The organism is Nocardia sp. CA-128927 (genome assembly GCF_050955855.1).
Lineage (GTDB): Bacteria > Actinomycetota > Actinomycetes > Mycobacteriales > Mycobacteriaceae > Nocardia.
Genome location: NZ_CP192087.1, coordinates 8,606,705 through 8,632,116 on the forward strand (window position 1 = coordinate 8,606,705; position 25,412 = coordinate 8,632,116).

General features: G+C 66.5%; 29 protein-coding genes and 1 pseudogene. 15 read left to right on the top strand and 15 right to left on the bottom strand.

All coding sequences use genetic code 11. The features are described 5' to 3' along the window. The first annotated feature begins 35 nt into the window (after positions 1–35). Positions 36–1,334, top strand: coding sequence for a D-arabinono-1,4-lactone oxidase (locus tag ACQPW1_RS39935; RefSeq protein WP_433658111.1), 1,299 nt, complete (start codon positions 36–38; stop codon positions 1,332–1,334). Between the two features lie 13 nt (positions 1,335–1,347). Here the strand turns inward: ACQPW1_RS39935 and ACQPW1_RS39940 are convergent, their stop codons facing one another. Further along, positions 1,348–2,100, bottom strand: coding sequence for an SIR2 family NAD-dependent protein deacylase (locus ACQPW1_RS39940; protein WP_433658112.1), 753 nt, complete (start codon positions 2,098–2,100; stop codon positions 1,348–1,350). Positions 2,101–2,223: 123 nt separating this feature from the next. Between ACQPW1_RS39940 and ACQPW1_RS39945 the strand changes: the two genes are divergently transcribed. From ACQPW1_RS39945 to ACQPW1_RS39955, 3 genes are all read left to right on the top strand, one after another. Continuing rightward, positions 2,224–3,126 (top strand): oxygenase MpaB family protein, encoded by a 903-nt coding sequence (locus tag ACQPW1_RS39945; RefSeq protein WP_433658114.1) that lies wholly within the window; start codon positions 2,224–2,226, stop codon positions 3,124–3,126. 531 nt (positions 3,127–3,657) lie between these two features. Continuing rightward, positions 3,658–4,071 carry an arsenate reductase ArsC gene (locus ACQPW1_RS39950; RefSeq protein WP_433658116.1) on the top strand — a complete coding sequence of 138 codons (414 nt, stop codon included), beginning with the start codon at positions 3,658–3,660 and terminating at the stop codon, positions 4,069–4,071. Between the two features lie 142 nt (positions 4,072–4,213). Continuing rightward, on the top strand, positions 4,214–4,615 hold the full coding sequence (locus ACQPW1_RS39955) for a VOC family protein (RefSeq protein ID WP_433658117.1): 402 nt from the start codon (positions 4,214–4,216) through the stop codon (positions 4,613–4,615). A gap of 107 nt (positions 4,616–4,722) precedes the next feature. Here ACQPW1_RS39955 and ACQPW1_RS39960 read toward each other — a convergent pair whose 3' ends face one another. Both ACQPW1_RS39960 and ACQPW1_RS39965 read right to left on the bottom strand, forming a co-directional pair. Beyond that, positions 4,723–5,484, bottom strand: a complete 762-nt coding sequence (locus ACQPW1_RS39960; RefSeq protein WP_433658119.1) for a helix-turn-helix domain-containing protein — start codon at positions 5,482–5,484, stop codon at positions 4,723–4,725. 83 nt (positions 5,485–5,567) lie between these two features. Then, positions 5,568–6,524, bottom strand: a complete 957-nt coding sequence (locus ACQPW1_RS39965; RefSeq protein ID WP_433658121.1) for an alpha/beta fold hydrolase — start codon at positions 6,522–6,524, stop codon at positions 5,568–5,570. 18 nt (positions 6,525–6,542) lie between these two features. Here ACQPW1_RS39965 and ACQPW1_RS39970 point away from each other — a divergent pair, with 18 nt between their 5' ends. Then, positions 6,543–7,421 carry a helix-turn-helix domain-containing protein gene (locus tag ACQPW1_RS39970; RefSeq protein WP_433658123.1) on the top strand — a complete coding sequence of 293 codons (879 nt, stop codon included), beginning with the start codon at positions 6,543–6,545 and terminating at the stop codon, positions 7,419–7,421. 23 nt (positions 7,422–7,444) lie between these two features. Next, on the top strand, positions 7,445–8,032 hold the full coding sequence (locus ACQPW1_RS39975) for a dihydrofolate reductase family protein (protein WP_433658125.1): 588 nt from the start codon (positions 7,445–7,447) through the stop codon (positions 8,030–8,032). Positions 8,033–8,039: 7 nt separating this feature from the next. Here ACQPW1_RS39975 and ACQPW1_RS39980 read toward each other — a convergent pair whose 3' ends face one another. Next, positions 8,040–8,546 carry a hypothetical protein gene (locus ACQPW1_RS39980; RefSeq protein WP_433658126.1) on the bottom strand — a complete coding sequence of 169 codons (507 nt, stop codon included), beginning with the start codon at positions 8,544–8,546 and terminating at the stop codon, positions 8,040–8,042. A gap of 226 nt (positions 8,547–8,772) precedes the next feature. On the opposite strand from ACQPW1_RS39980, the gene ACQPW1_RS39985 reads away from it, so the two are divergent. The 5 genes from ACQPW1_RS39985 (at position 8,773) to ACQPW1_RS40005 (ending at position 13,730) form a co-directional block, all read left to right on the top strand. Further along, entirely contained in the window at positions 8,773–9,543 is a 771-nt protein-coding gene (locus ACQPW1_RS39985) for a dienelactone hydrolase family protein (protein WP_433658127.1), read from the top strand. A gap of 213 nt (positions 9,544–9,756) precedes the next feature. Further along, positions 9,757–11,148 (top strand): bifunctional lysylphosphatidylglycerol flippase/synthetase MprF, encoded by a 1,392-nt coding sequence (locus ACQPW1_RS39990; protein ID WP_433658129.1) that lies wholly within the window; start codon positions 9,757–9,759, stop codon positions 11,146–11,148. A gap of 8 nt (positions 11,149–11,156) precedes the next feature. After that, positions 11,157–12,098: a threonine/serine dehydratase gene (locus ACQPW1_RS39995; RefSeq protein WP_433658131.1), complete on the top strand. Its 942-nt coding sequence runs from the start codon at positions 11,157–11,159 to the stop codon at positions 12,096–12,098. A 73-nt stretch (positions 12,099–12,171) separates the two neighbouring features. After that, entirely contained in the window at positions 12,172–12,717 is a 546-nt protein-coding gene (locus ACQPW1_RS40000) for a thioredoxin family protein (RefSeq protein ID WP_433658133.1), read from the top strand. Positions 12,718–12,806: 89 nt separating this feature from the next. Beyond that, on the top strand, positions 12,807–13,730 hold the full coding sequence (locus ACQPW1_RS40005) for a hypothetical protein (protein WP_433658135.1): 924 nt from the start codon (positions 12,807–12,809) through the stop codon (positions 13,728–13,730). Here the strand turns inward: ACQPW1_RS40005 and ACQPW1_RS40010 are convergent. After that, complete coding sequence (locus ACQPW1_RS40010; protein ID WP_433658136.1) at positions 13,727–14,905, bottom strand: MFS transporter; 1,179 nt, start codon at positions 14,903–14,905, stop codon at positions 13,727–13,729. The genes ACQPW1_RS40005 and ACQPW1_RS40010 overlap by 4 nt on opposite strands. Before the next feature lie 83 nt (positions 14,906–14,988). Here ACQPW1_RS40010 and ACQPW1_RS40015 point away from each other — a divergent pair, with 83 nt between their 5' ends. Together ACQPW1_RS40015 and ACQPW1_RS40020 are read left to right on the top strand one after the other, a co-directional pair. Further along, positions 14,989–15,429 (top strand): MarR family winged helix-turn-helix transcriptional regulator, encoded by a 441-nt coding sequence (locus ACQPW1_RS40015; RefSeq protein ID WP_433658138.1) that lies wholly within the window; start codon positions 14,989–14,991, stop codon positions 15,427–15,429. A gap of 43 nt (positions 15,430–15,472) precedes the next feature. Continuing rightward, entirely contained in the window at positions 15,473–16,186 is a 714-nt protein-coding gene (locus ACQPW1_RS40020) for an SGNH/GDSL hydrolase family protein (protein ID WP_433658140.1), read from the top strand. On the opposite strand, the gene ACQPW1_RS40025 is transcribed toward ACQPW1_RS40020, so the two are convergent. From ACQPW1_RS40025 to ACQPW1_RS40035, 3 genes are all read right to left on the bottom strand, one after another. Next, positions 16,180–16,791, bottom strand: a complete 612-nt coding sequence (locus ACQPW1_RS40025; protein WP_433658142.1) for a dihydrofolate reductase family protein — start codon at positions 16,789–16,791, stop codon at positions 16,180–16,182. The two genes, ACQPW1_RS40020 and ACQPW1_RS40025, sit on opposite strands and share 7 nt — an antisense overlap. A 75-nt stretch (positions 16,792–16,866) precedes the next feature. Then, complete coding sequence (locus ACQPW1_RS40030) at positions 16,867–17,583, bottom strand: class I SAM-dependent methyltransferase (RefSeq protein ID WP_433658144.1); 717 nt, start codon at positions 17,581–17,583, stop codon at positions 16,867–16,869. 107 nt (positions 17,584–17,690) lie between these two features. Beyond that, entirely contained in the window at positions 17,691–18,647 is a 957-nt protein-coding gene (locus tag ACQPW1_RS40035; RefSeq protein ID WP_433658146.1) for a GlxA family transcriptional regulator, read from the bottom strand. A 152-nt stretch (positions 18,648–18,799) separates the two neighbouring features. On the opposite strand from ACQPW1_RS40035, the gene ACQPW1_RS40040 reads away from it, so the two are divergent. Then, positions 18,800–19,252, top strand: coding sequence for a hypothetical protein (locus tag ACQPW1_RS40040; RefSeq protein ID WP_433658148.1), 453 nt, complete (start codon positions 18,800–18,802; stop codon positions 19,250–19,252). A gap of 3 nt (positions 19,253–19,255) precedes the next feature. Here the strand turns inward: ACQPW1_RS40040 and ACQPW1_RS40045 are convergent, their stop codons facing one another. The 6 genes and pseudogenes from ACQPW1_RS40045 to ACQPW1_RS40070 all read right to left on the bottom strand — a co-directional run bounded on the left by ACQPW1_RS40045 (position 19,256) and on the right by ACQPW1_RS40070 (position 23,991). After that, the gene (locus ACQPW1_RS40045; RefSeq protein ID WP_396973167.1) at positions 19,256–19,609 is read right to left on the bottom strand and encodes an HPF/RaiA family ribosome-associated protein; all 354 of its coding nucleotides are present in this window, start codon (positions 19,607–19,609) and stop codon (positions 19,256–19,258) included. A 121-nt stretch (positions 19,610–19,730) separates the two neighbouring features. Further along, a complete protein-coding gene (locus tag ACQPW1_RS40050) occupies positions 19,731–20,390 on the bottom strand; it encodes a VC0807 family protein (protein ID WP_433658150.1) in 660 nt (219 codons plus the stop codon). A 118-nt stretch (positions 20,391–20,508) separates the two neighbouring features. Next, a pseudogene (locus tag ACQPW1_RS40055) lies at positions 20,509–21,325 on the bottom strand (mycofactocin-coupled SDR family oxidoreductase). Positions 21,326–21,350: 25 nt separating this feature from the next. Beyond that, positions 21,351–22,880 carry a flavin-containing monooxygenase gene (locus tag ACQPW1_RS40060; RefSeq protein ID WP_433658152.1) on the bottom strand — a complete coding sequence of 510 codons (1,530 nt, stop codon included), beginning with the start codon at positions 22,878–22,880 and terminating at the stop codon, positions 21,351–21,353. A gap of 13 nt (positions 22,881–22,893) precedes the next feature. Beyond that, complete coding sequence (locus ACQPW1_RS40065; RefSeq protein ID WP_433658154.1) at positions 22,894–23,499, bottom strand: TetR/AcrR family transcriptional regulator; 606 nt, start codon at positions 23,497–23,499, stop codon at positions 22,894–22,896. A gap of 153 nt (positions 23,500–23,652) precedes the next feature. Next, complete coding sequence (locus ACQPW1_RS40070) at positions 23,653–23,991, bottom strand: hypothetical protein (RefSeq protein ID WP_433658156.1); 339 nt, start codon at positions 23,989–23,991, stop codon at positions 23,653–23,655. Between the two features lie 171 nt (positions 23,992–24,162). Here ACQPW1_RS40070 and ACQPW1_RS40075 point away from each other — a divergent pair, with 171 nt between their 5' ends. Continuing rightward, the gene (locus ACQPW1_RS40075) at positions 24,163–24,918 is read left to right on the top strand and encodes an AAA family ATPase (protein WP_433658158.1); all 756 of its coding nucleotides are present in this window, start codon (positions 24,163–24,165) and stop codon (positions 24,916–24,918) included. A 3-nt stretch (positions 24,919–24,921) separates the two neighbouring features. Here ACQPW1_RS40075 and ACQPW1_RS40080 read toward each other — a convergent pair whose 3' ends face one another. Continuing rightward, positions 24,922–25,335, bottom strand: coding sequence for a hypothetical protein (locus ACQPW1_RS40080; RefSeq protein ID WP_433658160.1), 414 nt, complete (start codon positions 25,333–25,335; stop codon positions 24,922–24,924). Positions 25,336–25,412: the final 77 nt, after the last annotated feature.

A 25,412-nucleotide genomic window follows, 5' to 3' on the forward strand; every position in this document is an offset into this window, starting at 1 on the left:
GCCATATCACACGCTGATCCCCTACAGTTGGTCACATGACCAACTCGTGGGTGAACTGGGCTGGCGATCAACACTGCGCGCCGGCGACCATCGCCTCCCCGCGCACCACCGATGAGGTCGCCGAGATCCTCGGCCGGGCCGGCGATGCCGGACAGGTAGTGCGCGTCGCGGGCGCCGGGCATTCGTTCACCGACACCGTGCTGACCGACGGTGTGCTGCTGAACCTCGCGAACCTCAACCGCGTCCTCGACGTGGACACCGCCACCGGCCGCGTCCGGGTCGAGGCGGGCATCACCCTCAACGCCGCGAGCAACGCGCTACACGAGCACGGCCTCGCCTTCCCCAACCTGGGCGATATCGACGTACAGACCGTGGCGGGCGCCACCGCGACAGGCACCCACGGCACCGGGTCCACTCTGCAAAACCTTTCCGCCGCACTGCATTCCATTGAATTGATGCTCGCCGACGGCAGCCGGGTCGAGCTGAACGCCGAGACCGATCCCGAGGGCTGGCGCGCGGCCCGGGTCAGCGTCGGCGCGCTCGGCGTGATCACCGCGGCGACGCTGCAGCTGGTGCCGTCGTTCGTGCTCGAAGGCATCGAACGACCGGTCGCGGTGGACGACATCCTCGCCGACCTGGATTCCCACGTCGACGACAACGAGCACTTCGAGTTCTACATGTTCGGGCACAGCCCGCTAGCGATGACCAAACGCAACAACCCCGTCGACCTGCCCGAACAGCCGCGCGGCAAGGCCGTCGACTGGTTCACCGACATCCTGATGTCGAACTACACCTTCGACGCGCTGTGCAAACTCGGCCGCTGGCAGCCGCGGCTGGTGCCGTACATCCAGCGCGGTGCCGCCTACGCGGGTAGTTACCGTCGCCAGGTCGACCGCTCCTACCGGGTCTTCGCGTCACCGCGCCTGCTTCGGTTCACCGAGATGGAATACGCGATTCCGCGTGAGCACGCCGTGACGGCGATCCGCGAAATCAAGGAACTCTCCACGAAGTTCCATACGGCGATGCCGATCGAGGTCCGCTGGGTCGCGCCCGACGACGCGTTCCTGTCCCCCGCCACCGGGCGCGACACCTGCTACATCGCGGTGCACCAGTACCGAGGCATGGCGTACGAGCCGTACTTCCGGGCGTGCGAGGCCGTGTTCGACAAGTACAACGGCCGACCACACTGGGGCAAACGGCACTTCCAGACCGCGGACACGTTGCGCGGGCGCTACCCCGACTGGGATCGCTTCGCCGAGGTGCGCCGCCGCTTCGACCCCAAGGGCCGCTTCAGCAACGCATACCTGAACCGCGTCCTCGGGCCCGTCGACTGACCGCACAGACGGGTTATGCGCGGGCGGCGAGGATCTCCGCGACCAGTCGCGGGACCGCGGTACCGATGGGTTCGCGGACGATCTCGGTGGCCATCGAGTCATACGGTGTTTCTTCGTTATTGACGATGACCAGGTCCGCACCGTTCTCGACGGCGATGGCGCACATCGAGGCCGCGGGCTCCACCTGGAGCGAGCTGCCGATCGCCAGGAAGATGTCGCTGGTCTGCGCGGTGAGCGCGGCCTTCATCATGGTGCGCCGGTCCATCTGCTGGCCGAACATGATGGTCGCCGATTTCAGCACGCCGCCGCAGTTGGGGCACGGCGGGTCGGCCTCGCCCGCCGCGACCCGGTCCAGGGTCGCGGCCATCGTTGTCTGGTAGTCACATTCGACGCAGACCACCTCGAACATGTTGCCGTGGATCTCGATCACCCGGTCCGCCGGGGAACCCGCCTGCTGATGCAGCCGGTCGATGTTCTGGGTGATGATCGTGATCGCGCGCCCGGCCTGCGCCAGCTCGGCCAGCGCGAGGTGGGCGGCATTGGGTCGCGCCTGCCAGGCCGGGTTGTCGCGCCGCGCCAGCCATGCGCGTTGGCGCAGCTCCGGGTCGGCCAGGTAGTTGTCGTAGGTCGAAAGCAGTTCGGCGATCGGGTCTTTCGTCCACACGCCGCGCGGGCCGCGGAAGTCGGGGATGCCGGAGTCGGTGGAGATGCCCGCGCCGGTGAGCACCCCGATGCGGCCGTCGCGGCTGCGCCACTCGCTCGTCATAGCACCAAAGCCTAGGGGGCGGGGCATCGCGGAACCACCGCACGATTCGGCCTACAAAGACGATGAGAGAATGTTACGCTAATCCTCTCATCGCTTTAGAGGTGTTGATCAAAGGAGATCACGATGACCGCCGCCCTCGAATCCACCAGCACGCAGACGCCTGCGCGCCGCCCGTTCGAGCCGGGGACGCGTCTGTGGGATGAGACCGGACTGATCACCTTCTCGCTGACCGCCGGTTCGGCCTTCCTCTTGCAGACGATGGAGCCGAGCATCTCCGCGGTGGTCGACGAGCACTCCACCTTCCGCACCGACCCGATGGGGCGCGCGCTGCGCAGCATCGCGTCGGTGATGATGTGGATCTACGGCGGCGAGGAGGCGATCGCCGAGGCCGATCGGCTGCGCACCATGCACGCCTCGCTCAACACCACCGACGCACACGGCGTCCGGCACAAGGCGCTGGCCTCCGGGCCGTGGGCCTGGGTGCTGCACACCGGAACGTTCGCCTTCGCGGAGAACGCGAAGTACTTCGCGCGCAACCCGCTCTCCCCGACGGAGAAGGAGGCGGTCTACCAAGAGATGGTGCAGTTGATGCGCAACTTCTCGGTGGCGCCCAAGGAGATTCCGGCGAGCTACACCGAGTTCGAGACGTTCTTCGCCGACATGGTCGCGAATCAGTTGCAGGCCACCGGTACCGCGCGCGACTACCTGCGGGTGATCCGGTCCGTCGCGCCGCCGAAGCAGTTGCCGCGCGTTTTCGCGCCGATCTGGCGGCGGGCCGTCGCCCCGGTCGGGCGGATGCAGTACTTCGTGACAGTCGGTACGACACCCGAGGTCGCGCGGGAGAAGCTCGGCCTGACCTGGAGTGAGTCCGATGAGCGCAAGCTGCGGGCGCTGGGCTGGGTGATCGCTCGTGCCGTTCCGTTGCTGCCGGAACGCGTGCGGTACTTCCCGATTGCTTATGAGGCGCGTCGCCTCGAGCGTGATCGTGCGCGGCTGCGCAAGATGATCGACTTCCGTCCGATCTGAGGATTTGCCGCTACGGCGCTGTGGCCATTGTGGCCGCAGCGCCGTATTTGTTGTGTGGCAATGGATTCAGTAGCCACCGACACGTCGGAGGACGCGCTCGCCACCGCCGTGCACACAGGGGATACCGTCCAGTTTGGATACCCGTCGATTCCGCGCCGGGCAACCCGTTGCACGCCAACGACTCTCGACACGCACAACCATTCGGACCGACGGCGCCGCCAGCACTCTTACAAAACCGTCCAGTCCGAAAAACGCGTCCTACCGAGCCCGTACTGCGTCGGACCGGGTCAATCGATGACCATTCTCGTAACCACTGTGCGGCAACAACTTTCGAAGCCGCTGAGCTGTGGTGACGCCGAACAGCATCGGGCGTCAATGCGGACGAGGGCCTGTCCGCAGTAACGATCTTCGTCGCGCTGGTATACGTATCCCGTACGCTTCGACAGCGTTTCGGCCCCAACACGCCGGATAACCCTTATCTGGCAGCACAGACAATCCTTGCTTCAGCTCCGCTCACCGAAAGGCGCTTCTATGCCGCACAAGCCCAGCGTGCTGTTCATCTGCGTGCACAACGCGGGCAGATCGCAGATGGCCGCCGGGTTCCTCAATGCGCTCGCGGGCGAACGGATCGACGTCCGGACCGCGGGCAGCGCACCGTCCGCCGCACTCAACCCGGTCGCCGTCGCCGCCATGGCCGAGGTCGGCATCGACATCTCGGGCCAGACCCCCAAGCCGCTGACGATGGACGCGGTAGGCATCTCCGACGTGGTCGTCACCATGGGCATCGGCGACGCCTGCCCCTTCTTCCCCGGCATCAGCTACCGCGACTGGCCCCTCCCCGACCCGTCCGACCAGACCATCGACGTGGTCCGCACCATCCGCGACCGCATCCAGATCCTCGTCGAAAACCTGATCGCCGAACTCGTCCCCGCCCTCGCGCGCTGAGCGTCTTCGCACATCCGCTTCGTTCCTCGCACACCCGCCGCACGGCCGGTGCGTATGTGAAAGACGAACCGCCTGTGCGAAGAACCTCGTGCTGTCCGATTCCTTCAAGACCGGCGGTGGCGCGGCTGGTTACCGTGCAGGTATGACTCCTCAACTCGACGTCATCGGCATCGTGGTCACCGACATGAGCGCCTCGGTCGCCTTCTACCGCCGCCTCGGCCTCGACTTCCCCGCGGGCTCCGAGGACGAGCCGCATGCCGAAGTAGCCCTGCCCAACGGTTTCCGGCTGGCCCTCGACACCGAGGCCACCATCAAGTCCTTCCACACCGACTGGCAACCCCCGACCAGCGCGGGCCGCATCGGCCTGGCCTTCCGCTGCGCCGACCCCGCAGAGGTCGACTCCGTCTACGCCACCCTCATCGAAGCTGGCTACCACGGCGAGATGAAGCCGTGGGACGCCTTCTGGGGCCAGCGCTACGCCGTCATCCAAGACCCGGACGGCAACGGCATCGACCTCTACGCGGCCCTCCCGACCGCCGACTGAGCCGACGCCGTGAATGGTCGGTCACCGCCGCGGGCCGACCTAGCCGCATCCCGACTCCGACACCGCCCCAGCCGACCGAGTCACCCGCCCCGATGGACACGGCGTGGTCAGCCAGCCGCTGACAAGGGGCGGATTCCTTCCGGCACCGTCGCACCTGACCGAGTCAGCACCTGCCCCAACGACATTCCCGTGAGATCACGCACCTCCCGCGCCAAATGCGCCTGATCCGCGAACCCGGTCGACGCGGCGGTGTCGGCGAACGGCATACCGCTCCGCGCCGCCGCCAACGCCCGTTGCATACGTAACACCCGCGCCAAAGTCTTGGGCCCATAACCGAACGCCGCCAGCGAACGCCGATGCAACCCACGCGCATTCAGCCCGGCCGCCTCCGCAGTCGCCCCCACCGACCACCCCGCGTCCAACGCCGCCACCACCCGCCGCAACACCGGATCGGGCGGCGCCACCTCCGCGCCCCGCCGCAACGCAATCCCCTCCAACGCCAGCACCGGATCGTCCGCCTCCCCGAGCCGCTCACTCAGCCTCCGCACCACCCCCGACGACCACACATCCCCCAGCTCGATCCGCTGATCCCGCAACTCATCCGCAGGCACCCCGAGCAACGCGGGCGCCGTCCCCGGAAAGAACCGAATCCCCACATACCGCGTCTCCACCGCCACCACCGGCCGATAAGCCCGCGTGTCCGGCCCGGCAATAACCAGCCGCCCACCAACCCACAGCAGATCAATACACCCATCCGGCAACACCGGCATGGCGACGTCGTCCCCCGTAACCGTCCGCGTCCACACAACGGCCTCCCCGAACCTGGACGGCCGCTCCCGATACCCCACCTCATCCCAGGCATCGTCCACACCTCGACGCTACCGTCGACCCCTGACACTTCCAGTGGCGATGTTCGGCGGTGGCCCGGGCGCACCCGGCATCAGCCTCCGCCTTAACCGCGAGTCTCTGCCAAGCACGGCAACCGGCCATGCTCGGTCGGCGCATCGAAGAACTGGAGCAATCGGCCAGCGAGGACATCCGGCTGTTCCTCGGAGACAAAATGGCCGCAATCGGCGACCTGCTCGAGGCTCATGTGTTCGGCATAGTCGCAGTAGCTCTCCGGCACACCCGCCGACAGCGGGTCTCGATCCCCGTTCAAATGCAATGTCGGCACTCGTAGCCGAAGCATGCGATAGTGGCGCGCGAAATGCGGAACCTCGTGCACCATCAGGTTGCGATTGAAGCCGAGAGTCGCCGAAAAGGCATCCGGCGTGCGCATCCGCCGCAGATACACATCGATCTCATCATCAGTGAACTGCCCTTGATGCCGCCAGGCGTGAAAGCTACGTGCGATCAACCGCGACTGCAACGACCGCGAACGCCCCAGCGCCGCAAGTGCATACACGTGCCATGGCCGGGTATAAACCGGCAATGTGGCCCCAAGCACCGTCCATGGATGCACCCCGGCAAGTGCAACGAACTGCGTGAACCGGTCGGGCCAGTTGAGACAGGCGCGATATCCGATGACCAACCCCCAGTCTCGGCCGACCAGCCTGGTCTGCCGCACGCCGAGCTGGTCCATCAGCTCGAGCAGATCACGCGCCAGCCGTTCGAACGTATAGCCGGTGGTCGGCCCCTGCGACCATCCCATCCCACGAATATCCGGGCAGATCACCAGATATCGCTGCGCCAGCGGGCCGATCAGCTGGCGCCATTCCCACCAGTGCTGCGGCCAACCATGCAGCAGGATCAACGGATCCCCACTGCCCGCCTCGGCGTAGTGGATACGCAAGCCGTCGATCTCGGCGAAATGGTGCCGCACATCGGCGTCGATGCCCGCAGTAAGCGAGGCCAACGCCGCGGACTCACGTGGATCGGGGCTCGTTGTCTGTGCTGAATCTTCGGTCACCGCACTAGCCTCGCGTTCATGACGGGCAGAGCGCTTTCGGAAACGTGCGATCCGCCGGTGCTGTGGATCAGGGCCGGTCACGCCGGATATCTCGGTCCGACGCCCGACCTCGACGCGCATTCGACCTCGATTGCCTGCCTGGCCGTCGGTGTGGACGCGCCCTTCGTCTTTCATGCCGCCGAATGCGGTGAGGTCGTGACGCGCAGTGCGTTCGCGCCCGCTCGCTGGGTGCACCGACTCTTCGCCACCGAGGGACGCACGCTGTACCTCTTCATCGACTCCGCGCAAGGGGCACGCCGCCCGAGCGTCATGCGGAAGATGGTCGGGCCTTATGGCTTTACCCACCGGACGGAGGCCGAGCTGATCGCCGCCTGCGCCGACCAGCCACTGGACCTCGACCACATCTCGAACCTCGCGGGCATACCGATCATCGAGCCGATCGACCCGCGAATCGTCCAGGCGGCGCGCATGCTCCGGACCGATCCGGGGCACGGAGCCGGCGCGAGGGATATGGCGGCCCGATTCGAGTTGTCCCCATCGCACTTCCAGCACCTGTTCACCCAGCACACCGGAACCAGCTTCCGCCGCTATCGCCAGTGGGCCCGAATGCTGTACGTAGCGAAGGGCTACACAGCTGGACATGATCTGACCCGCTGCGCGGTCGACGCGGGCTTCGCGACGCTGTCCCACTTCAGTGAGACCTTCCACCGTATGTTCGGTCTCTCGGCGACGTCCCTGCTCGCCACAGGTCTCCGGCTCGACGTGCTCGATGGTCGCGCCGGGGTTGCGGGCCACCCGTTCGACGGAACACCGTATGCGGCCGGGACGGTGCTGAGAGACTGCCGTGGAGGACGACACCCTGCGATGAGTTTCGGCACGCACCATCGTCTTACGTAAGACCGAACTCGCCGTGGAGAGGAATGACCATGCAGATCCTGGCTCGCCTGTGCACGAGTGCCGACGGGTATGTCACCACCCCGAATGGATGGCCGCCGCAGGTGGTCGACCCCGTCCATGCTCCGGGCAGCCACGGCATCGCGGAGTTCCTCGGCAGCTGTGAGGCCGCGCTGATGGGCCGCACTACCTTCGAGCCCGCGCTCACCAATGATCGGTGGCCGTGGCCGGATCTGCAGGTGTTCGTGCTCGGTTCGCATCGTCCGGCGGGCACGCCCGACCACGTCACCGTCGACAGCGATCCGGTGCGCCTGCTGGAGCAGCTGCGCGCGGCCAATCGCGGCGGCGACGTCCACCTCATCGGTGGGCCGCACACCGTCGAGACGTTTCGTGCGCTCGGCGCGCTGGACAAGCTCGAACTGGTGGTGCTGCCGTTCCTGCTCGGCGGGGGCATGCGGCTGACCGATTCGCTGGATCCGAACATCGGGCTCACCTTCGAGAGCTCCCGCGCACTGCCGGGCGGCTCGGTCGAAATCGTCTACGCGGTAGACCCGCATCGAGAGTTCTCCCGCGCCAACGATCCGAACTGGGCGCCCGCCTCCCAGCGGGGCTGAAGCAGGCTCAGCGCTGCGCTGGAACCGGCGACACTCCGCGCGGCACGACCCGCACGAAGGCGTCCGGGTGGGCGGCGGCGATTTTCGATTCGGGGTCTTTGCAGCCGACCGTGACATCGCCGACCGGTGCGGCGGAAAACGTCCACACCGTCATCCAGTCCTTGCCATTCACCGATTCGGTCTTTTTCACGTCCGAGGACCGTAGATCTTCGTTCCGGCCGGAACTGTCGACCACCGTGCAGCGCAGCTCATTTGCGGCCGATCCCCACTCCGCGGGCACCCGGATATCCATCACCGCGTCGGCGGGTACCGCGACTTTCTTGGTCTCGCCGAGTGCGATCCGCACGCCACCACCGGTTTCGCTGTCGTCACCGGCAGCGGGCGTGGTCTCTTCCGAACTGGATGTCCCCGGATTACTCGACGAGGACGATTCCTTGCTCGATGACTTGTCGTCGGAACACCCCGACACCACGACCGCGACCAGCGCCGGACCCACCAACCAAATCAATTTCACAGATCAAACCCTCTCGTCGCGCCCACTTACCAGGCGATTGGTACGGACCAGCGATCGAACTGTGGGGTGCGCATCGTGACAAGGTGCACGCCGCCAACAGACAGAGCATGACAACTTCGGAGTCGAATGGAGACTACACGCGCCCGAAAACGACGATTTATTCAGTAATTTGCCGGAGTAATGTTGGCTCGTTCGTTGTCACCATTACTCCACGGAGACTCGTCTGATGACTTCACCTGTCGCGTTCCACGCGGTCGAAATTCCACTGCCCGACGGCACCGCCGACGCCTACTTCGCCCATCCCGACGACGGTGCCGCACATCCCGGCCTGCTGTTCTATCCGGACGCGCTCGGCCTGCGACCGTGGTTGCGCGAGATGGTGGAAACCATTGCCGCGCACGGGTTCGCCGTACTCGCGCCCAACATCTTCTACCGCTCCGGCCACGCCCCCGTGATGCCCCTGCCGGATTTCAGCGAGCCGGACGCGATGGGACAGTTCTTCGCGGCCCTCGGCCCGGTGCGCGAGGCACTCACCCCCGACAAAGCCATGCAGGACGCGCACGGCTATCTCGCGTGGCTGTCGGCCAACGATCTGGTGGCGCCTGGCGCGCTGGCGACGACGGGCTACTGCATGGGCGGCAGGCTCGCGCTGCGCACCGCGGCGACCTTCGGTGACCAGGTGGCCGCCGCGGGCAGCTTCCACGGCGGCTATCTGGCGGCCGACGATCGGCCGGACAGCCCGCACCACACCGCCGCCGACATCACCGCCGAACTGTTCGTCGCGCACGCCGACCACGACTCGTCCATGCCGCCCGCGGACATCACCCGCCTCGAGCAGGCACTCGACAAGGCGGGCGTGCGCTATACCTCGGTCGTCTATCCGGACGCCGCGCACGGTTTCACCATGCGGGACACCCCCGCCTATCGCGAGGACGCATACCAGCGTCACCTGCACGATCTCCTGGCTCTACTGAATCGCGCCTTCGCCCCGGAATAAAGGCCATATCATCCGATGTTTTGGCTGGAGTCGGCATCGACTCCAGCCGCCAGGCCGGACTGTGCCGCTACGCGACCAACCGGCCGGTTTTCGGGGGCCGTTGCCGCCGGAACCGCCGGTTCCGCATAGTGTTGTGAGTAGGCGATCATCGGGAGGACCACATGGCGAAGCTGGTGTGGATGGAGGAACGCGACAACGGGGCGGAGTATCGGCGTGAGTGACGAACGGGGAACGGCAGCGGCGGCGCAGCGCTACTCGGCACTCACCGGGTACCGGCAGGCCGCACTCACGGCAAGCCCATCTACTCGTCCGGTCTTCATCGGCGTTGCGCTGATCGTCAGCGTATTCCTCGTGTACGCGGCCCACCCGGCGGCAAAGGACGGCGCGGATCACGCGTGGTTCGTCGGCATCGCGGTGGCCGGGGTGTTCGTGGCCCGCGGCCTGCACCTGCGGCGGCCGATCACCCTGGCGCACTTCGCGGTCGCCGTCCTGGTGCTGGCCATCGCCAGTCTCGCCTACCGCGCGGAACACCCCGGCTTCGGTTTCGTGCTGCTCGCCTCCAGCGGATTCATCATGGTGCTGCCGCAGTCGAGCAGGCCGCAGCCCGAACAGCTCTATCGCGTCGCCGAATTGGTCGGCCGGACCGAACTGGACCCGCTGGCGCCGTTCGCCCTGCACTCCTCGAAAACCTACTTCTTCAACGCGAATTCGACCGCCGGCATCGGCTACCGCACCCGCTTCGGCATCGCCGTGGTCGCGGGCGACCCGATCGGCGACCGCGCGGCCTTCCCCGAATTGCTCACGGAGTTCTCCGAATTCGCGATCAACCAGGGCTGGCGCGTCGCGATACTCGGCGCGAGCCCCGAGCTCGCCGAGATGTGGCAGCGCCGCGCGCTGGATCACCGTGGGCTGCATGCCGTCCCGATCGGCCGCGACGTGGTGGTCGACGTGGACAACTTCGCCATGGTCGGCAGGCACTTCCGTAACCTGCGCCAAGCCGTCAGCCGCACCCGCAATTTCGGCGTCAGCACCGAGATCGTGGACGAGTCCGCGCTCACCGATGCGCAACGCGACGGGCTGCTCGCCATCGTCGACTCGTGGGGCCGAGGCAGGCAGACCCGCGGTTTCTCGATGATCCTCGACCATCTGCTGGACGGGCGGAACCCGAACATGCTGGTGGTCATGGCCAAGGACGAGGACGGCACGCTGTCCGGCTTCCAGCGCTACGGCATCTCCAACCGTGGCCGCGAACTCACCCTCGACGTGCCGTGGCGGCGCAAGGACGCCCCGAACGGCCTGGACGAGCGGATGATCATCGACCTGATCGACTACGCCCGCGAGCACGACATCCACCGGATCTCGTTGGCCTTCGCGCCCTTTCCCGAGCTGTTCGCCGACAAGGACAAGTCGCGCACCGCGAAACTGATCTATGCCGCTGTGCACCTGGGTGATCCGCTGATCCGGCTCGAGTCGCTGTATCGGTTCCTGCGCAAGTTCCACGCGCTGACCGACCAGCGATACGTGCTGATCCGCTGGCGCGAGGTGGTCATCGCGGCCGCCGCGCTGCTTACCCTGGAGTTCGCACCGCACCGCCGCGAACACTGAGGAAGCCGATGGAACTCACCCACAGCGATATCAAGGCCGCCGTCGAGCGGGTGGCAGGCCAGGTCCGGCCGATCGCCATCGCGCCCGGCGACGACGAACAGCTGTGGTTCGCGTTGGAGCTCCTCCAGCACACCGGCAGCTTCAAAGCCCGTGGCGCACTGAATTTCCTGCTCACGCATCGGGAGAACGGCACGCTGCCGGACGCGGGCGTGACCATCGCCTCCGGCGGCAATGCCGGGCTGGCCTGCGCCTGGGCCGCGCGCAGCCAGGGCGTCCGTTCGAGGGTGTTCCTGCCGACCACCGCCCCGAAGGTAAAGGTGGACCGGCTGCGCTCCTATGGCGCGGAGGTCACGCTGATCGGCACGCAGTACGCCGACGCGCTCGCGGCCAGTCGCGAATTCGCCGCCGAGACAGGCGCTTTGCTGTCGCACGCCTACGACAACCCGCTGATCGCCGCGGGCGCAGGCACCCTGATGGCGGAGATCCATCAGCAGCTCCCCGACCTCGACACCGTCGTGGTCGCGGTCGGCGGCGGTGGCCTGTTCGCCGGAATCGCGACCGCCGCAGACCATTACGGCGTCCGCACGATCGCGGTGGAGCCCACCCGCTGCCGCGCCCTCAACGCGTCGATCGAGGCTGGGCAGCTGGTCGATGTGGACGTCGATTCGATCGCCGCCGACTCGCTCGGCGCCCGCCGGGCCACCGAATTGGCGCTGTACGCGGCGCAGAACTACAACGTCACCTCGGTGCTCGTCGACGACGCGGACATCATCGCGGCCCGCCGCGCCGTCTGGGAAGACCGCCGCCTCGCCGTCGAATACGGTGCCGCCACAGCGCTTGCCGCACTGCGCGGCGGTGCCAACCCGCCGGTTTTCCGGCCCGAGCCCGGCGAGCAGGTGTGCGTCGTGGTGTGCGGCGCGAATACCGATCCGTCCGATCTGGCGACGTAAACCGGATTTCCGGCGAACACCACCGAGCGGAGTTAGGCTCGTACCCGTCTTCGATCCCGACGGAAGCACATCCATGGCGCTCGCATCCCGCATGGTTCCCCTCGGCACACCGGCACCGGACTTCACGCTGCCCGACCTGGACCAGCGAACACATTCGCGCGCGGACTTCGCGGCCGGGCCCGGCCTGCTCGTCGTCTTCGCGTCCAACCACTGCCCCTACGTCAAACACCTCGAATCAGCGCTGGGCGCAGTTGTCGACTCACTACCCATGCCGACGGTGGCGATCTGCACCAACGACGCCACCGGCTACCCCGACGACGCCCCGATCCGGCTGCGCGATCAAGCCATTCGCGCAGGCTGGACGTTTCCGTACCTCATCGACGAGGCACAGGAAGTAGGCCGTGCCTTCCAGGCCGCGTGCACCCCGGACTTCTTCCTCTACGACGCCGCCCTCGCTCTGGCCTACCGCGGCGCCTTCGACGAATCCACCCCCGGCAACGGAAAACCATTGACCGGCAACGAATTACGCACCGCTATCGAAACCGTCCTGGACGGCAAGCCGGTACCGGAACCACACCGGCCGAGCATGGGCTGCTCGATCAAGTGGCGCGCGGACTGAAATCCGCGCGCGACAAGCAGAGCCGAGTGGGCGAAGATAACGCAAGACGACGTCGCAGGACCTGACCGTCCGACGAAAGGGGTGGGACGTTGGCAACCATCGTCCTCGTACACGGGATCGCCCAGGAGCAGGCCGCGGCCGACACCCTGGAAGCGCAGTGGCTGCCGGGGCTCGCGGGCGGGGTGCGCAACCACGGCGACAACGAACTCGCTGATCGCCTGTGGCGCAACGGCTTACCCGGCGAGATCTCGACCAGAATGGCGTTCTACGGCAACCAGTTCCTGGCCGAGGGCGCCCAGGGCACCGCGGTCGGCGACCTGAACGATGAGCAACTCGCGCTGATGGAACAACTAGCCGAGGAGTGGTTGGCGACGGCCGCCGAGTACGCGGGCGACCAGCGCGACCGGGCGACCGCCCAGCGGCTGACCGCCCTGCCACCGCTGGACGCCCGGCCGCAGGGCGCCAAAGCCGCACTGCGCCCGGCACTCAACGCGCTGGTCCGGCTGCGCTGGTTCGCGCCGTTCGGGGTCGGGCTCGCCGAGAAGTTCGTGGTGCGGGCCCTTTCCCAGGTCACCCGCTACTTCACCGACCCGGCGGTGCGGGAGTACGCGCAACAGCAGGTACTCGCCCACCTCGGCTCGGACACGAAACTCGTTGTCGCGCACTCCCTCGGCTCGGTGGTGGCCTACGAGGCGCTGCACCGCGTCGACCAGGAGGTGGCCCTGTTGACCATGGGCTCGCCGCTCGGCCTGCGCACTGTCATCTACGACCGGCTGCGCCCGCAGCCCTCCACCGTTCCCAAAGCCGTTGCCAGCTGGCACAACCTGGTCGACCGCGATGACCTCGTCGCCGCCCACCTCGACCTCGCACCGTACTTCCCGCCGTTCCCCGGCGCGGACGTCGCCCCGATCACCGAGGAGCCCCTGGACAACGGTGCGAGCCCACACGACTCCACGCACTATCTGACGAAGGCGATCACCGGTGGCATCGTCGCCAAAGCACTGGCGCGCTAACGACTCTCGGCCACGGCCTGCTGCGCTTCGGTCACCGTGCGATCACGCCACAGCAGACCCAACGCCAACGCCAACCCCGCCGCAGTGAGCCCTGCGCCGACCAGAGGAATCGACCGCAGGCCCGACCCGGCGCCGATCACCCTGCCGCCCAACCAGCCCGCGCACGCCGCCGCGAGCTGAAACCCGGACGCGTTCACCGCGACTGCCAGTGTCGGCGCGGCGACAGCAGACGCGACTACCCGCGTCTGCATCCCCGGAATGATCGCGAACGCCAGCGCACCGATCACGAAAGTCATTACCACCGCGGCTATTTGATTGCCACCGACCATCCAGAACAGGGCCAGCGCACCGACCAGAGCCGCGAGCAGCCCCGCCACCGAAGGCAGCAACGCCCGATCGGCCAGCCACCCACCGGCCTGGTTGCCGACAACCGCACCAACGCCGTACACCAACAGCAGGACCGGAACCGTACTCGCTGCGAACCCACCAATATCGGTGAGTAGCGGCGTGATGAACGTGAAAACAGTGACCACACCGATATTGCCGAGCGCCATCAGCCCGATCGCCCACCACACCTCGCGGTCACCGAAGACCCGCAACTCACCGAGCACCGAGCCGCTCACCGCACCGGGCCGATCCGGCATGAACCGCAGCACCAACGGCAACGCGACGGCCGCACACAACGCCACCGCGACGAAAGTCGCACGCCAACCCAGACTTTGGCCGATAACAGCACCGATCGGCGTCCCGAACACAATGCCCAGATTCATCCCGAGCGCCACCCGAGCCACCGCAGCAGCCGCCTTGCCGGGCGCCGCGGTCGACACCGCGGTAGCGATCGCCACCGCGAAGAACGTGGCCACAACCAGTCCCGCCGCACCCCGCATCACCAGCAGGACAGCGTAATTCGGTGCGATCGCGGAGCCCAGATTCGCGAGCACCGAGACCAGCACCAGCCCGACAACGAGCGGCTTGCGCGCCACCCGAGCCGTCAACACGGTGACCACCGGCCCGCCGACGATCATGCCGATCGCATAAGCGGTCACCAGCATTCCCGCCGACGACACCGAAACATCCAATCCCCCAGCCACTTCCGGCAGAATCCCGGCGATCACGAACTCCCCGGTCGTGAGACTGAAGACCACCAACATCAACGAATAGACAGCAGGCCGCATCACAGTATCCTCAGATAGTTCTAACTCAAATGATACGAACTAGAACTATCACAGTTCGAACCAAGAGCGCTAGACTCGGAGCAATGACGCGCCAGCCCCCACCGACGGTGGACACCGAACTCGACCGGGACGTCTGCAAGCTGGTGCACCAGTTCACCCACCGCCTCGATGTGCACGTCCGACGCGTAGCCGAGCAGCTCGAACTCACCCCGTCGCAGGTCATCGCCCTGCGCGAACTGTCGGAGCCGATCACCGCGCGCGAACTGGCCACCCGCATGTCCTGTGAGCCGTCCAACGCGACCTTCGTCCTGGACCGCCTCGAGCAGCAGGACCTGATCCGCCGCGAACCGCATCCGACCGACCGCCGCGCCAAGCAGATCGTGCTGACCCCCACCGGCAAGCGCCGCCGCGCCGCAGCGGTCGAGCTCCTCGGCACCGAATCCCCGCTCGGCTCGCTCAGCGCCACGCAACAGCAAGCGCTGCGCGACCTACTGCACGCGATGTCGGCCGATACCGAGGATTGAAACCACTTGAGCTAGACATACGTACGGACGTATTGTTTGTTCTATGACCGTGGCGATCCCCACCACCGAAGAAACCGATCCGTTCTGCCTGCCAGCCTTGGAGGCCGCGGCACTGCTCTACGACGCCCCCTGGCAACGATTCGCCGTGATCGGCGACAGCCTCTCCGCGGGCACCGGCGATCCGAGCCCGGGCTACGCGACCCTCGGCTGGGCCGATCGCGTCGCCGACATCCTGCGGCGGGTGCGTCCCGACCTCGCGTATCTCAATACCGCCGAGGATGGGGCGACCACCCTGGAAACCTTACGGCGCCAAGCCGATCGGATGCGTGAGTTCGCCCCCGACCTGCTGCACCTACCGTCCGGCGCGAACGATCTCGTCCGCCGCACACCCGATTTCGGCGAAATCGAGCAGACGCTGCGCGACATGTATCGCATGGCGGCAAGCACAGGCGCTCAGCTGACCGTCTTCACCCTCGGCAAAGCCTATGTCGTGCCGGTCTTTCCGGACTGGCGCGACCGCGTCCGCCGGGTCAACGACCTCACCCGCGCGCTGGCCGCGGAATTCGGCGCCACCGTGATCGACATGTGGGACCACCCGATCAACGATCGCCCGAACCTGTTGAGCGCGGACGGCATTCACTTTGCCACCGCGGGGCAGGCCGTCATGGCCACCCAGGTCGTCAAGCAGCTCGCCCACCTGCTCGAGAACCCCGCGATGTGGGCCGCGCACGGCGGCCCGCATCGAATCGACTACTGATCCTGCGGCAGTGCGGCTTTCGCTTCCTCGTAGCCGCCGGTGGGCGCCGCCTCGTCCTTGGCGTAGACGAGGTGCAGCACGCCGGTGCTGAAAGTCTCCGAGGAGAGCAGCCGCAGCGGCAGCGTCTCGTCGCTGTCGCCGAACAGCCGCAGGCCCTTGCCGACCGTGATCGGGTGCACCAGCAGGTGCAGCTCATCCAGCACCCCGGCCGCCAGCAGCTGGCGGACGATGGAGACCGAGCCGCTCATGCCGATATCGCCGCCGGGCTCGTTCTTCAGCGCGGTCACCGCCTCGATCAGATCACCCTTCAGCACCTCGGAGTTGCGCCAGGTGAGTTCCAGATCCTGATGCGAGACAACGATTTTGCGGGCGTCGCCCATCGACCTGGCCATGCCCGCGTCCTCGCCGCCCGCGTCTTCCCGGTCCGGCCAGGCCGCCGCGAAGCCTTCGTAGGTCACGCGGCCGAGCAGCAGGGTTTCGGCGGTCCCCAACTGCGCGGTGACCGCCGCACCCATCTCCTCGTTGAAGTACGGGAAGTGCCAGTCCTGCGGGTCCGCGACGACGCCGTCGAGGGCGACAAACATGCCTGCGGTGATTTTCCTCATCGTCCAACTCCTGGATCAGTAGTGCCTGTGTTGTCTGATCTGACGGAGCCGTACTCGGAAACTCATCGGTCGCGGTCAGACCCGTTCAGCCTCCACTACCCAGATCGGCAGCAACATCGAGCCCTCCGCGTCGAAATCCAGCTGCGCACCGCTGCGGTCCATCACCGCCTTGAACTCCGGTGACGGCTTGATCGCGGTCAGCGTGCCCGGGCGCAGCTCGGTGAGGTTCCAGTCCGGGGCCCGGAACGTGGCACGCAGTTCGTCCTCGCCGATCGCGTACGGGGCGTAGGTGTCGGAGAAGGCGGCCTGGGAGAAGCAGAACTGGATCAACCGCGCGCCGGGCCGCATCACCCGGTGCAGCGCCGCCACGTGCGCTTTGCGCTGCTCAGCGTCGAGGCAATGCGCGAGGGCACTGCTGACGACGGTGTCGAACCGTCCGTCGTACCCGGTGAGCACGGTCGCGTCCGCGACGGCGAACGATGCGGCGACGCCGAGTTCGGCCGCCTTGGCGCGGGCCTTCTCGATCGCCGTCGGCGCGAAGTCCAGGCCGGTCACCTGGTATCCGAGTCCGGCCAGATAGACCGTGGTATCCCCTGGGCCACAACCGATGTCGAGCACGTCACCGGTGATCCGGCCCGCCTGCTCGAACTCGACGAGCAGCGGCTGTGGTCTGCCGATCTCCCACGGCAGCCGGTCCATGACGATGCCCTCGACGAGGGTGCTGCCCTGATAAGCCTGTTCGAAATCGATGCTCGATGGGTCGAGCTCGGGTGTTCCGTCTTTGTCGGTCATAGCTAACCTGTCCCTCGCCTAGATGGTGGATCGGGAATTCGACGGATGAATTCTAACCAGAAACGGAGCAAGTGTCTCCGGTTTGACGTGACTACTTTCGGCGCGACTCAGCCCCCGACGGCGGACCCGTGGAAGGCCGCACGATAGCTGTGCGGGCTGGTGCCGACCACCCGCTTGAAACGATCCCGGAAGGCGGTCGGCGAACCGAATCCGACCTGTCCCGCGATCCGGTCCACCGGATGCGCGGTGGATTCCAGCAGATACTGAGCCTGCCGAATCCGAGCCCGCAGCAACCACTGCAGCGGCGTGGTTCCGGTCTGTTCGCGAAAGCGCCGGTTGAGCGTGCGGGTGCTCATCCCGGCGTGCGCGGCGATCTCGTCGAGGGTCAGGTCCTTCGCGAAATTGTCTTGCAGCCAACGAGTTACGGGTTCCAGCACCGAGCCGCGCGGGGTAGGTGGCTGGTCATGCACGATGAATTGCGCCTGTCCCCCTTCGCGTTCCAGCGGAACGACGGACAGGCGGGCCACGTCGACGGCGACGGCGGATCCGTGATCGCGGCGAATCATGTGCAGACACAGGTCGATTCCCGCGGCCGCGCCCGCCGAGGTGAGCAGCTGGCCGTTGTCGACGTAGAGCACATCCGGGTCCACCTCGAGCGCGGGATAGCGCGCCGCGAACTCGGTGGCGGCGGCCCAGTGCGTTGTCACGCGCTGTCCGTCCAGCAGCCCGGTGGCGGCGAGGACGAACGCGCCGACACAGATCGAGGCGATCCGCGTGCCCCGGGCCGCCGCCTGCCGCAGCGCGTCGAGGACCTCGTCCGGGACCGGCAGCGCGAGATCGGCGACGCCGGGCACGATGATCGTGTCCGCATCGGCCAAGCCCGTCAGATCGAACGGCGGTTGCAGCGTGAAGGCCCCGGCATCCACCGTCGGCGTGGCGCCACAGACCCGCACCCGGTAGGCGGCCCGACCGTCCGGCAGCCGGGCCGCGCCGAACACGTCGATCGGCGTCGTGAGGTCCGAGGGGATGACCTTGTCCAGGGCGAGCACAGCCACGACATGCATGGCACCAGGATAGGTCGCTACCGGATTCGAGCCAATGCCTGTGACCTGTGACATTCAGCAAATGACGACGGCAAGGCAGTTGGCGAGAATCAACCGGCGTGTGGCAGTTTCGCCTGTTCCTCGTCGGCCGATTCACCGCTAGCCTCGCCGCTGTGACGAAGTTTCTGCTGTCGGTCCATGTGCTGGCCGTGATCCTCGCCGTCGGGCCGGTGACGGTCGCGGCGAGCATGTTCGCGCCGACCACCCGCCGGGCCCTCGCCGAAGGCGGCGGCAGCGAGCCCGCCGTATTGAGCACGCTGCACCGCATCTGCCGGGTCTACGCCTACCTCGGGATTCTCGTCCCCGTCTTCGGCGCGCTCACCGCACTCAGCCTCGGCGTGCTCACCAACACCTGGCTCATCGTCTCGATCGGCCTGACCGCGGCCGCCGCCGGCGTGCTCGTGCTGCTGATCCTGCCCGGCCAGCACAAGATCCTCGCCGACCTGCCCGGCACCACGCCGACGCTGATCCGCCGGCTCGGCATGGACACAGGCATTTTCAACCTGCTCTGGGTCGTCGTCACCGTGCTGATGATCGTCCGCCCCGGTTCGACGACCGGGGCCTGACGCCTACTCCGGCGCGGCCATGTGCCGGATCGTCTCGCCGCCCTTGGCGTGGTGCAGCCGACCGAATTTGCTGTCGAGCAGGTGCGCCATGCTGTCCGCCGCACCGCGAACCGCTTCTTCGAGCGTCTCGCCACGATGCGTGGCCGCCACCGGATGCTGTCCGGCGGGCCGGGCCTCGAGCACGCACTGCTTGTCTTCCGGTCCACCCTTCTCGCCGTTCAGGTCGGTCAGATGGGCTTCGACCCGCGTCAGCTGATCGCTGAAACGGTCGAGCACCGAAGCGATCTCGGCTTCCGCCCACCGCATCAGATCTTCGCCGCCGTGGATGCCGCTTCCGGTATTGATCTGGATCTGCACAGCTTTCTCCATTCCGTTAGGTAGCAAACTCCACGAAACCGACACTACCTGCGCGAACCGTGTGGCCGATGTCATACGGAAAGGCCCGGTCCGCGTCGGACCGGGCCTGCACCGCCGCTACTCAGGCGCGGCGGCCCCGATTGCGGGCCACGATGCTGACCGCGATCAGCGGCCCGACCACCGCGATCATCAGCACCGGCGACAGCCACGCCATGGTGTGGATCGGCAGTTGGTAGGCGAGCACGATCCGGATCGTGGCCTCGGCCACCAGGCCCGCGCCCCACATCACGGTCAGCGCGGTGAAGGCGCGGCGCTTGGCGGGATCGGTGCGGTAGGCCGCCTCGAGCTCGGCGACCCTGGCGGCACCGCCCGCGCTGACCGCCTTGCGCGCCACCACATAGGTCAGCGGCTTGCCGATCAAGGCGCTGATCAAAAACGCGAGACCGATCAGCACCGTCGCCGCGGAATCCTTGGCGATCATCATCCGCGGATCGCCACTGATCAACGAGGCGACGAGCCCGAAGGCGAAGCCGCCCAGAATGATCGACGACATCAGCTCGAGCCGCCGCGACCGGATCGCCTGCCCGATCACCATCACGGCCGAGAGCACGGTCCCGGCGAGCAACCCGGCGAAGTCGCTGTAACCGAGCGCGTGCATGACGAAGTAGGCGCCGACCGGGACGGCGATATCGCGGGCGATCGACGCTACCCAGCCGAACTGCTTGGCGGACGACTCGACGGGCTGGTCGACCTTGCTGGTGTCGGATGCGGTGATGGTCATCGGGATGCTCCTCGTCGGCGTATTCAGCGGTGCGCTACGAGAATTGACGCTACGGACGCCGACGAGTGATCAGATCTGTCAACCATCACGACTGCGGCATGACAGATGTCATGCCGGGCTACCTGGCCAGGTAGCCCTTGTCGACGGGGATTTGAGCGCCGGTGATGACGCCGGACGCGTCGTCGGCCAGCCACACGACGACCTCGGAGATCTCCTCGGGTTCCACCAGTCCGTCGGTTTTCAGCAGGTTCGGCTGAATAGCTGTAGACGAAGGTCGGATGCTGCTCGAACATCGAGAACATCGACGTGTCGTTGCCGAGCGGGGTGTTGGTGCCGTACGGCAGCACGGTATTCACCCGGATGCCGTACTCGCCGAGCTCGACGGCCAGCGATTTGGTCAGGCCGACGACGCCGAATTTGCTTGCGGCGTAATGGCCGCAGCCCGGCGGCGCCTTGACGCCCGCGACCGAACTGACGGTGATGATCGATCCGCCGTTGCCCGCCTCGATCATCGCGGGCACCGTCGCCTTGACGGTGTTCCACACCCCGACCAGGTTGATGTCGATGGCCTCCTGGAACTGTTCGGCCGAGATCTCCCAGAGCCGGCCCCAGGTGCACACCCCGGCATTGGCGACCACGGTGTCGAGGCGGCCGAAGGTGGCGACGGTGTCGGTCACCACGTCCTGCAGTCCGGCCAGGTCGCGCACGTCGACCTGCTTGGTCAGGATCTTGCGGCCCTCGGCCTCGACCAGCCGGGCCGTCTCGGCCAGATCCTCGGGTTCGGCCATCGGATAGCCGCTGAACTTCGCGGATTGCGCGCAGACGTCGACGGCCACGACATCGGCCCCGGCCCGGGCCAGCCGGACCGCGTGCGAACGTCCTTGTCCGCGAGCGGCTCCGGTCACCAGCGCGACTTTCCCGGCGAGTGCGGTCATAGTGTTCCCTCGATTCTCGATGGATTCAGTTGTGTGACGTGAAGGAGTAGTCGTCGATCGACGAGAACCGGCTGAACCACAGTGCGCCACTGATGGTTTGCGGCCGGTAGTAGAGCGCCTCGCGCTGCGAGTTGACGAAGTAGGTGCGCAGACCGGGATTGCAGTCGACGGTATAGGTGCTGATGACCTTGCCGTGCCTGCGCATCTTGCGCACCCAGCGGCCGAACGCCTCGGTACGGACCTGTGCGACAGCGGCTTCCCGGCGCCCGGTCTCGCTGATGATCCGGACGGCATGCCGGGCGGTGAGGTCGACGAAGGTGTGCCAGGCCGCGCCGACGAAACCTTGCGGCGCGACCAGTGACCAGCGGTTGGGCAGGCCGGGATGGGCCGAGCCGCCGTAGCTGCGCAGTCCATTGCTGCGGTATTCGTCGGCCAGGTCGAAGCCATTGGGGCCCAGGGTCTTTCCGGGCTGGTAAGTCTCGGGATCGGTGAACAGCTCATAGCCTGTTGCCAGGACGATGAGGTCGTACGGACGTTCCGTGCCGTCCGCGGTGCGAGTGCCGTCGGCGGTGATTCGCTCGATCGGATTCGCGACCAGCGAGGCCGAATCCGACTCGAGCGCGGCGAAGAAGCTGCTCGACAGTACGGGGCGCTTGGCAAGGATGCCGTATCGCGGCACCATCGCTTTCCGGTCGGTGTCGTTACTTACCTTGCTCCGCAACAGGATTCGATACAGTCCGCGCCAGATCTTGTCGTATTGCGGTAGCAGTGTGGCGAGCAGTTTGCGCGGCAGTACCGGTAGCACGTTGCAGATCAGTTGCAGTGGGATCTCCATGATCGCCAACACCGATCCGTTGATCACCGCAGCGACCCCCGGTAGGCCCAGAATCCGTTGTGCGCGTGGTGAAAACGCGAAGTCGGGCTTGGGCAGGATCCACGATGGTGTCCGCTGGTACACGTCCACCCGCTCGGCTTCGTCGACCACCGCCGCGACGATCTGCACCGAACTCGATCCGGTGCCGATCACCGCCACTCGCTTACCGCGACAGGAGTATCCGGGATCCCAGGAGTTCGGCCGGAGTATCGTTCCGCCGAATTCGTCGGTGCCCGGGATGGTGTCGGTCGATTTCGCGTTGATGTAACCGCCCACGGCGTTGATGACGAACCGCGCCCGGACCGGCTCGTCTCCGGCGATGTCGAGCACCCAGACCTGGTCCCGGTCGTTCCACACCTCGCGTTCGACCGTGCAGTTGCCGCGAAAGTACTTGTACAGGTTGAGATCCGTGGCGACCTGCTGGTTGTACCGCTGAATCTCGGCGCCTTCGGGAAACAGCCGCGACCAATCGGCCTTGCGCGCGAAGGGGAACTGATAGAAGAGGGTCGGGATGTCGACGGCGAGACCGGGGTACACATTGTCGCGCCAGCTGCCGCCGAAGTCGCCCGCCCGCTCCAGGATCACGAAATTCGTTATGCCGGAACGTAATAGGTGATGAGCCGCGGTGATGCCACCCGGTCCGGCACCGATGATCGCGACCTCGAAGTCTTCACTTGCCATCTGTTTCTACTCTCTAGGTGACACGGGGTGCGAGACCGTTCAGCAGGAAGTCGCTGGTGCGCGCCCGCACGTCGTCCGCGCTGCCGAAACCGGCCACCGCGAACGGCAAGATCTCCAAACTGAGCAGCACGCGCACGATCCAGTCACCCGCATGCAACGGCCCCAACCCGCCGTCCACTTCGCCACGCTCCTGCGCATCGATGACCAGCGTCGACCAGAATGCGGCCCAGCTGTGGCACAGGTTGTCGCCGTAATGCTCCAGCAGCGTGACGATGATGCTTTCGGTGCGCAGCGCGGGCGAAAAGGCCTGCGGCGTCTTGACGTGGTCGTAGATCATCGCCGCCGCCGCGCCAATCTGCTCGCGCAGCGTCGGCAATGGACGCACGCCCGCCGCCAACCCCTCGATGAAGGCGTTGCACAGGTACGCCAGCCCGGCGTTGATCGCGGTTTCCTTGTCGCCGAAGCCGTTGTAGACCGTCCCGCGGGACACTCCGGCGATCTTGGCGACCTCGGTCAGCCGAAACCCGTTGACCCCGAAGCGGCGAACGCATTCCGCCGCGCCGCGGACCAGTTCGATGGAGGCGTCTCCCCAAGGAGTTTCCTGCGCCGCGCTGCTCATATTGAACATATTGCGTCAGAATGTTCAAAGCGTCAAGAGTGCGTTACCGAAATCCGCTGCCGGGAGCTCGGATTCGTGAGCTAGATACCTGGTGGGGCCATGTTTCGGCGGCCCGGATCTCGGATCATGGAGACAGCGGCAGTTACGCGCGCGTCAATCCCACAGCGCCGCAACGACAGTCTGATAGTCGCCCGAGGCGAGCGTCGGCCGCCCCGTCGCCAGCAACCACCGCTCGACCGCGCGATCGCCGTCGGTGCGATACGTGCGCTGCTCACCGCGCGCGATCTCGATGATGCCGCGCCGCACGCGCAGGATCTCCTCGTCCGACAGCTGCGCGACGAAACCCCGGTAGCCGCCGTCGTTTTCGACGTCACCCACGGTGGACCGCGGTGCCGCGGCGATCAAACCGTGTAGCTGCGCTTCGTCCCCCGGCGCCAATTGCCACTTCGGATTCGGCTTGTCGGAATGCAGGTCGAGCTCGACCCTGATCATCACAATCCCCCTGACGACATAGCCGTCCCGAGCAGAGTCTTCGATATCACTGCTCTCCTCACGGGCGACTGAATGGGGTGATGGTAGCCCCGGTTCGCCGTGCCCACCAGTCGGCGAAAACAAATTCTGACCAGGCAATTCCGACATTGCTCTTTGTGCTTACGATGGGGCGTGCGCAGGGACGTCGAGACCACCGGATACATCCGCGAGATGCGGCTCGCGTCGAATGGCGTCGACATGGACGAGTATCCGTTTTGCCTGCCCGCCGTGACGCATCTCGCGCAGGCAGGCGGCCTGCCGCTGTCGCCGGGCGTGACCTTTTTCGTCGGCGAGAACGGCAGCGGAAAGTCGACCCTGGTGGAGGCGTTGGCGGTGGCCCTCGGAATGAATCCGGAGGGCGGCAGCCAGCACTATCGCTTCACCACCCGGTCGACCGAGTCGGTTCTCGGCGACCACGTGGTGGTGAAGTGGGGCATCGATAAGCCCCGCAGCCGGTTCTTCCTGCGCGCCGAGTCGTACTACAACGTCGCCACGGAAACCGAGGAACTCGGGCCGGATCAGTTGGCGGTCTTCGGTGGCGTGTCGCCGCACGAGCGCTCGCATGGTGAGTCGTTCGTGGATCTGATGCGACATCGCTTCTTCCCGAACGGGTTGTATCTGCTGGACGAGCCCGAGGCGGCGTTGTCGCCCCGCGGCTGCATGGCCGTGCTGGCGCTGCTGTCGGACCTGACCGCACGGCGCTGCCAGTTCGTGGTGGCGACGCATTCGCCGATCCTGCTCGCGCTACCCGGTGCGACGATCTACGAGATCGCCGAGGACGGTGCCATCGGCGAGGTCAGCTACGACCAAGCGCTGCCGGTCCGACTGACCAGGGACTTTCTCGCCGAACCGGACCGCTTCCTACGGCATCTGGTCGACGGCGAGTAGGGCTCAGCCGCCGAAGACGTTGCACCCATAGCCCAGGTGCACGCCGGTCCCGACCCGGACATCCACGCTCGCAATCACGCTGTCGTCCGGCGCCTGCACGGCACTGATCGTGTGCAGCCCCTGCGTCGCAGGCACCCAATCGGCCAGCGCGGTCCCACCGGACGGCTTGACCACCGCGAACGGAACAGCGTTGTCGTAGAACACAACCGGCTGCACCACATCGGTCAATGTCGCCCGCGCTTGATAACTACAACCCGTCCCGTAATTGGTCGCCGATCCGGCATTGATTCCCGGCAACATACCGATTTGCGTCACCGTCGCCCCCGCATTCGGCACGGCACTCAGCGCGGCCACCGCCGCGATTCCCACAATTCCCGCAACAGCACCAACGCGCATCCTGATGGTCCTATCCGTCATGAATCCGGTCCTAGTCCTGGGCGCCGGAACAGCACGCCCCGGCGAGTTACCTTGCATCCTCACTCGCCCGGCGCACC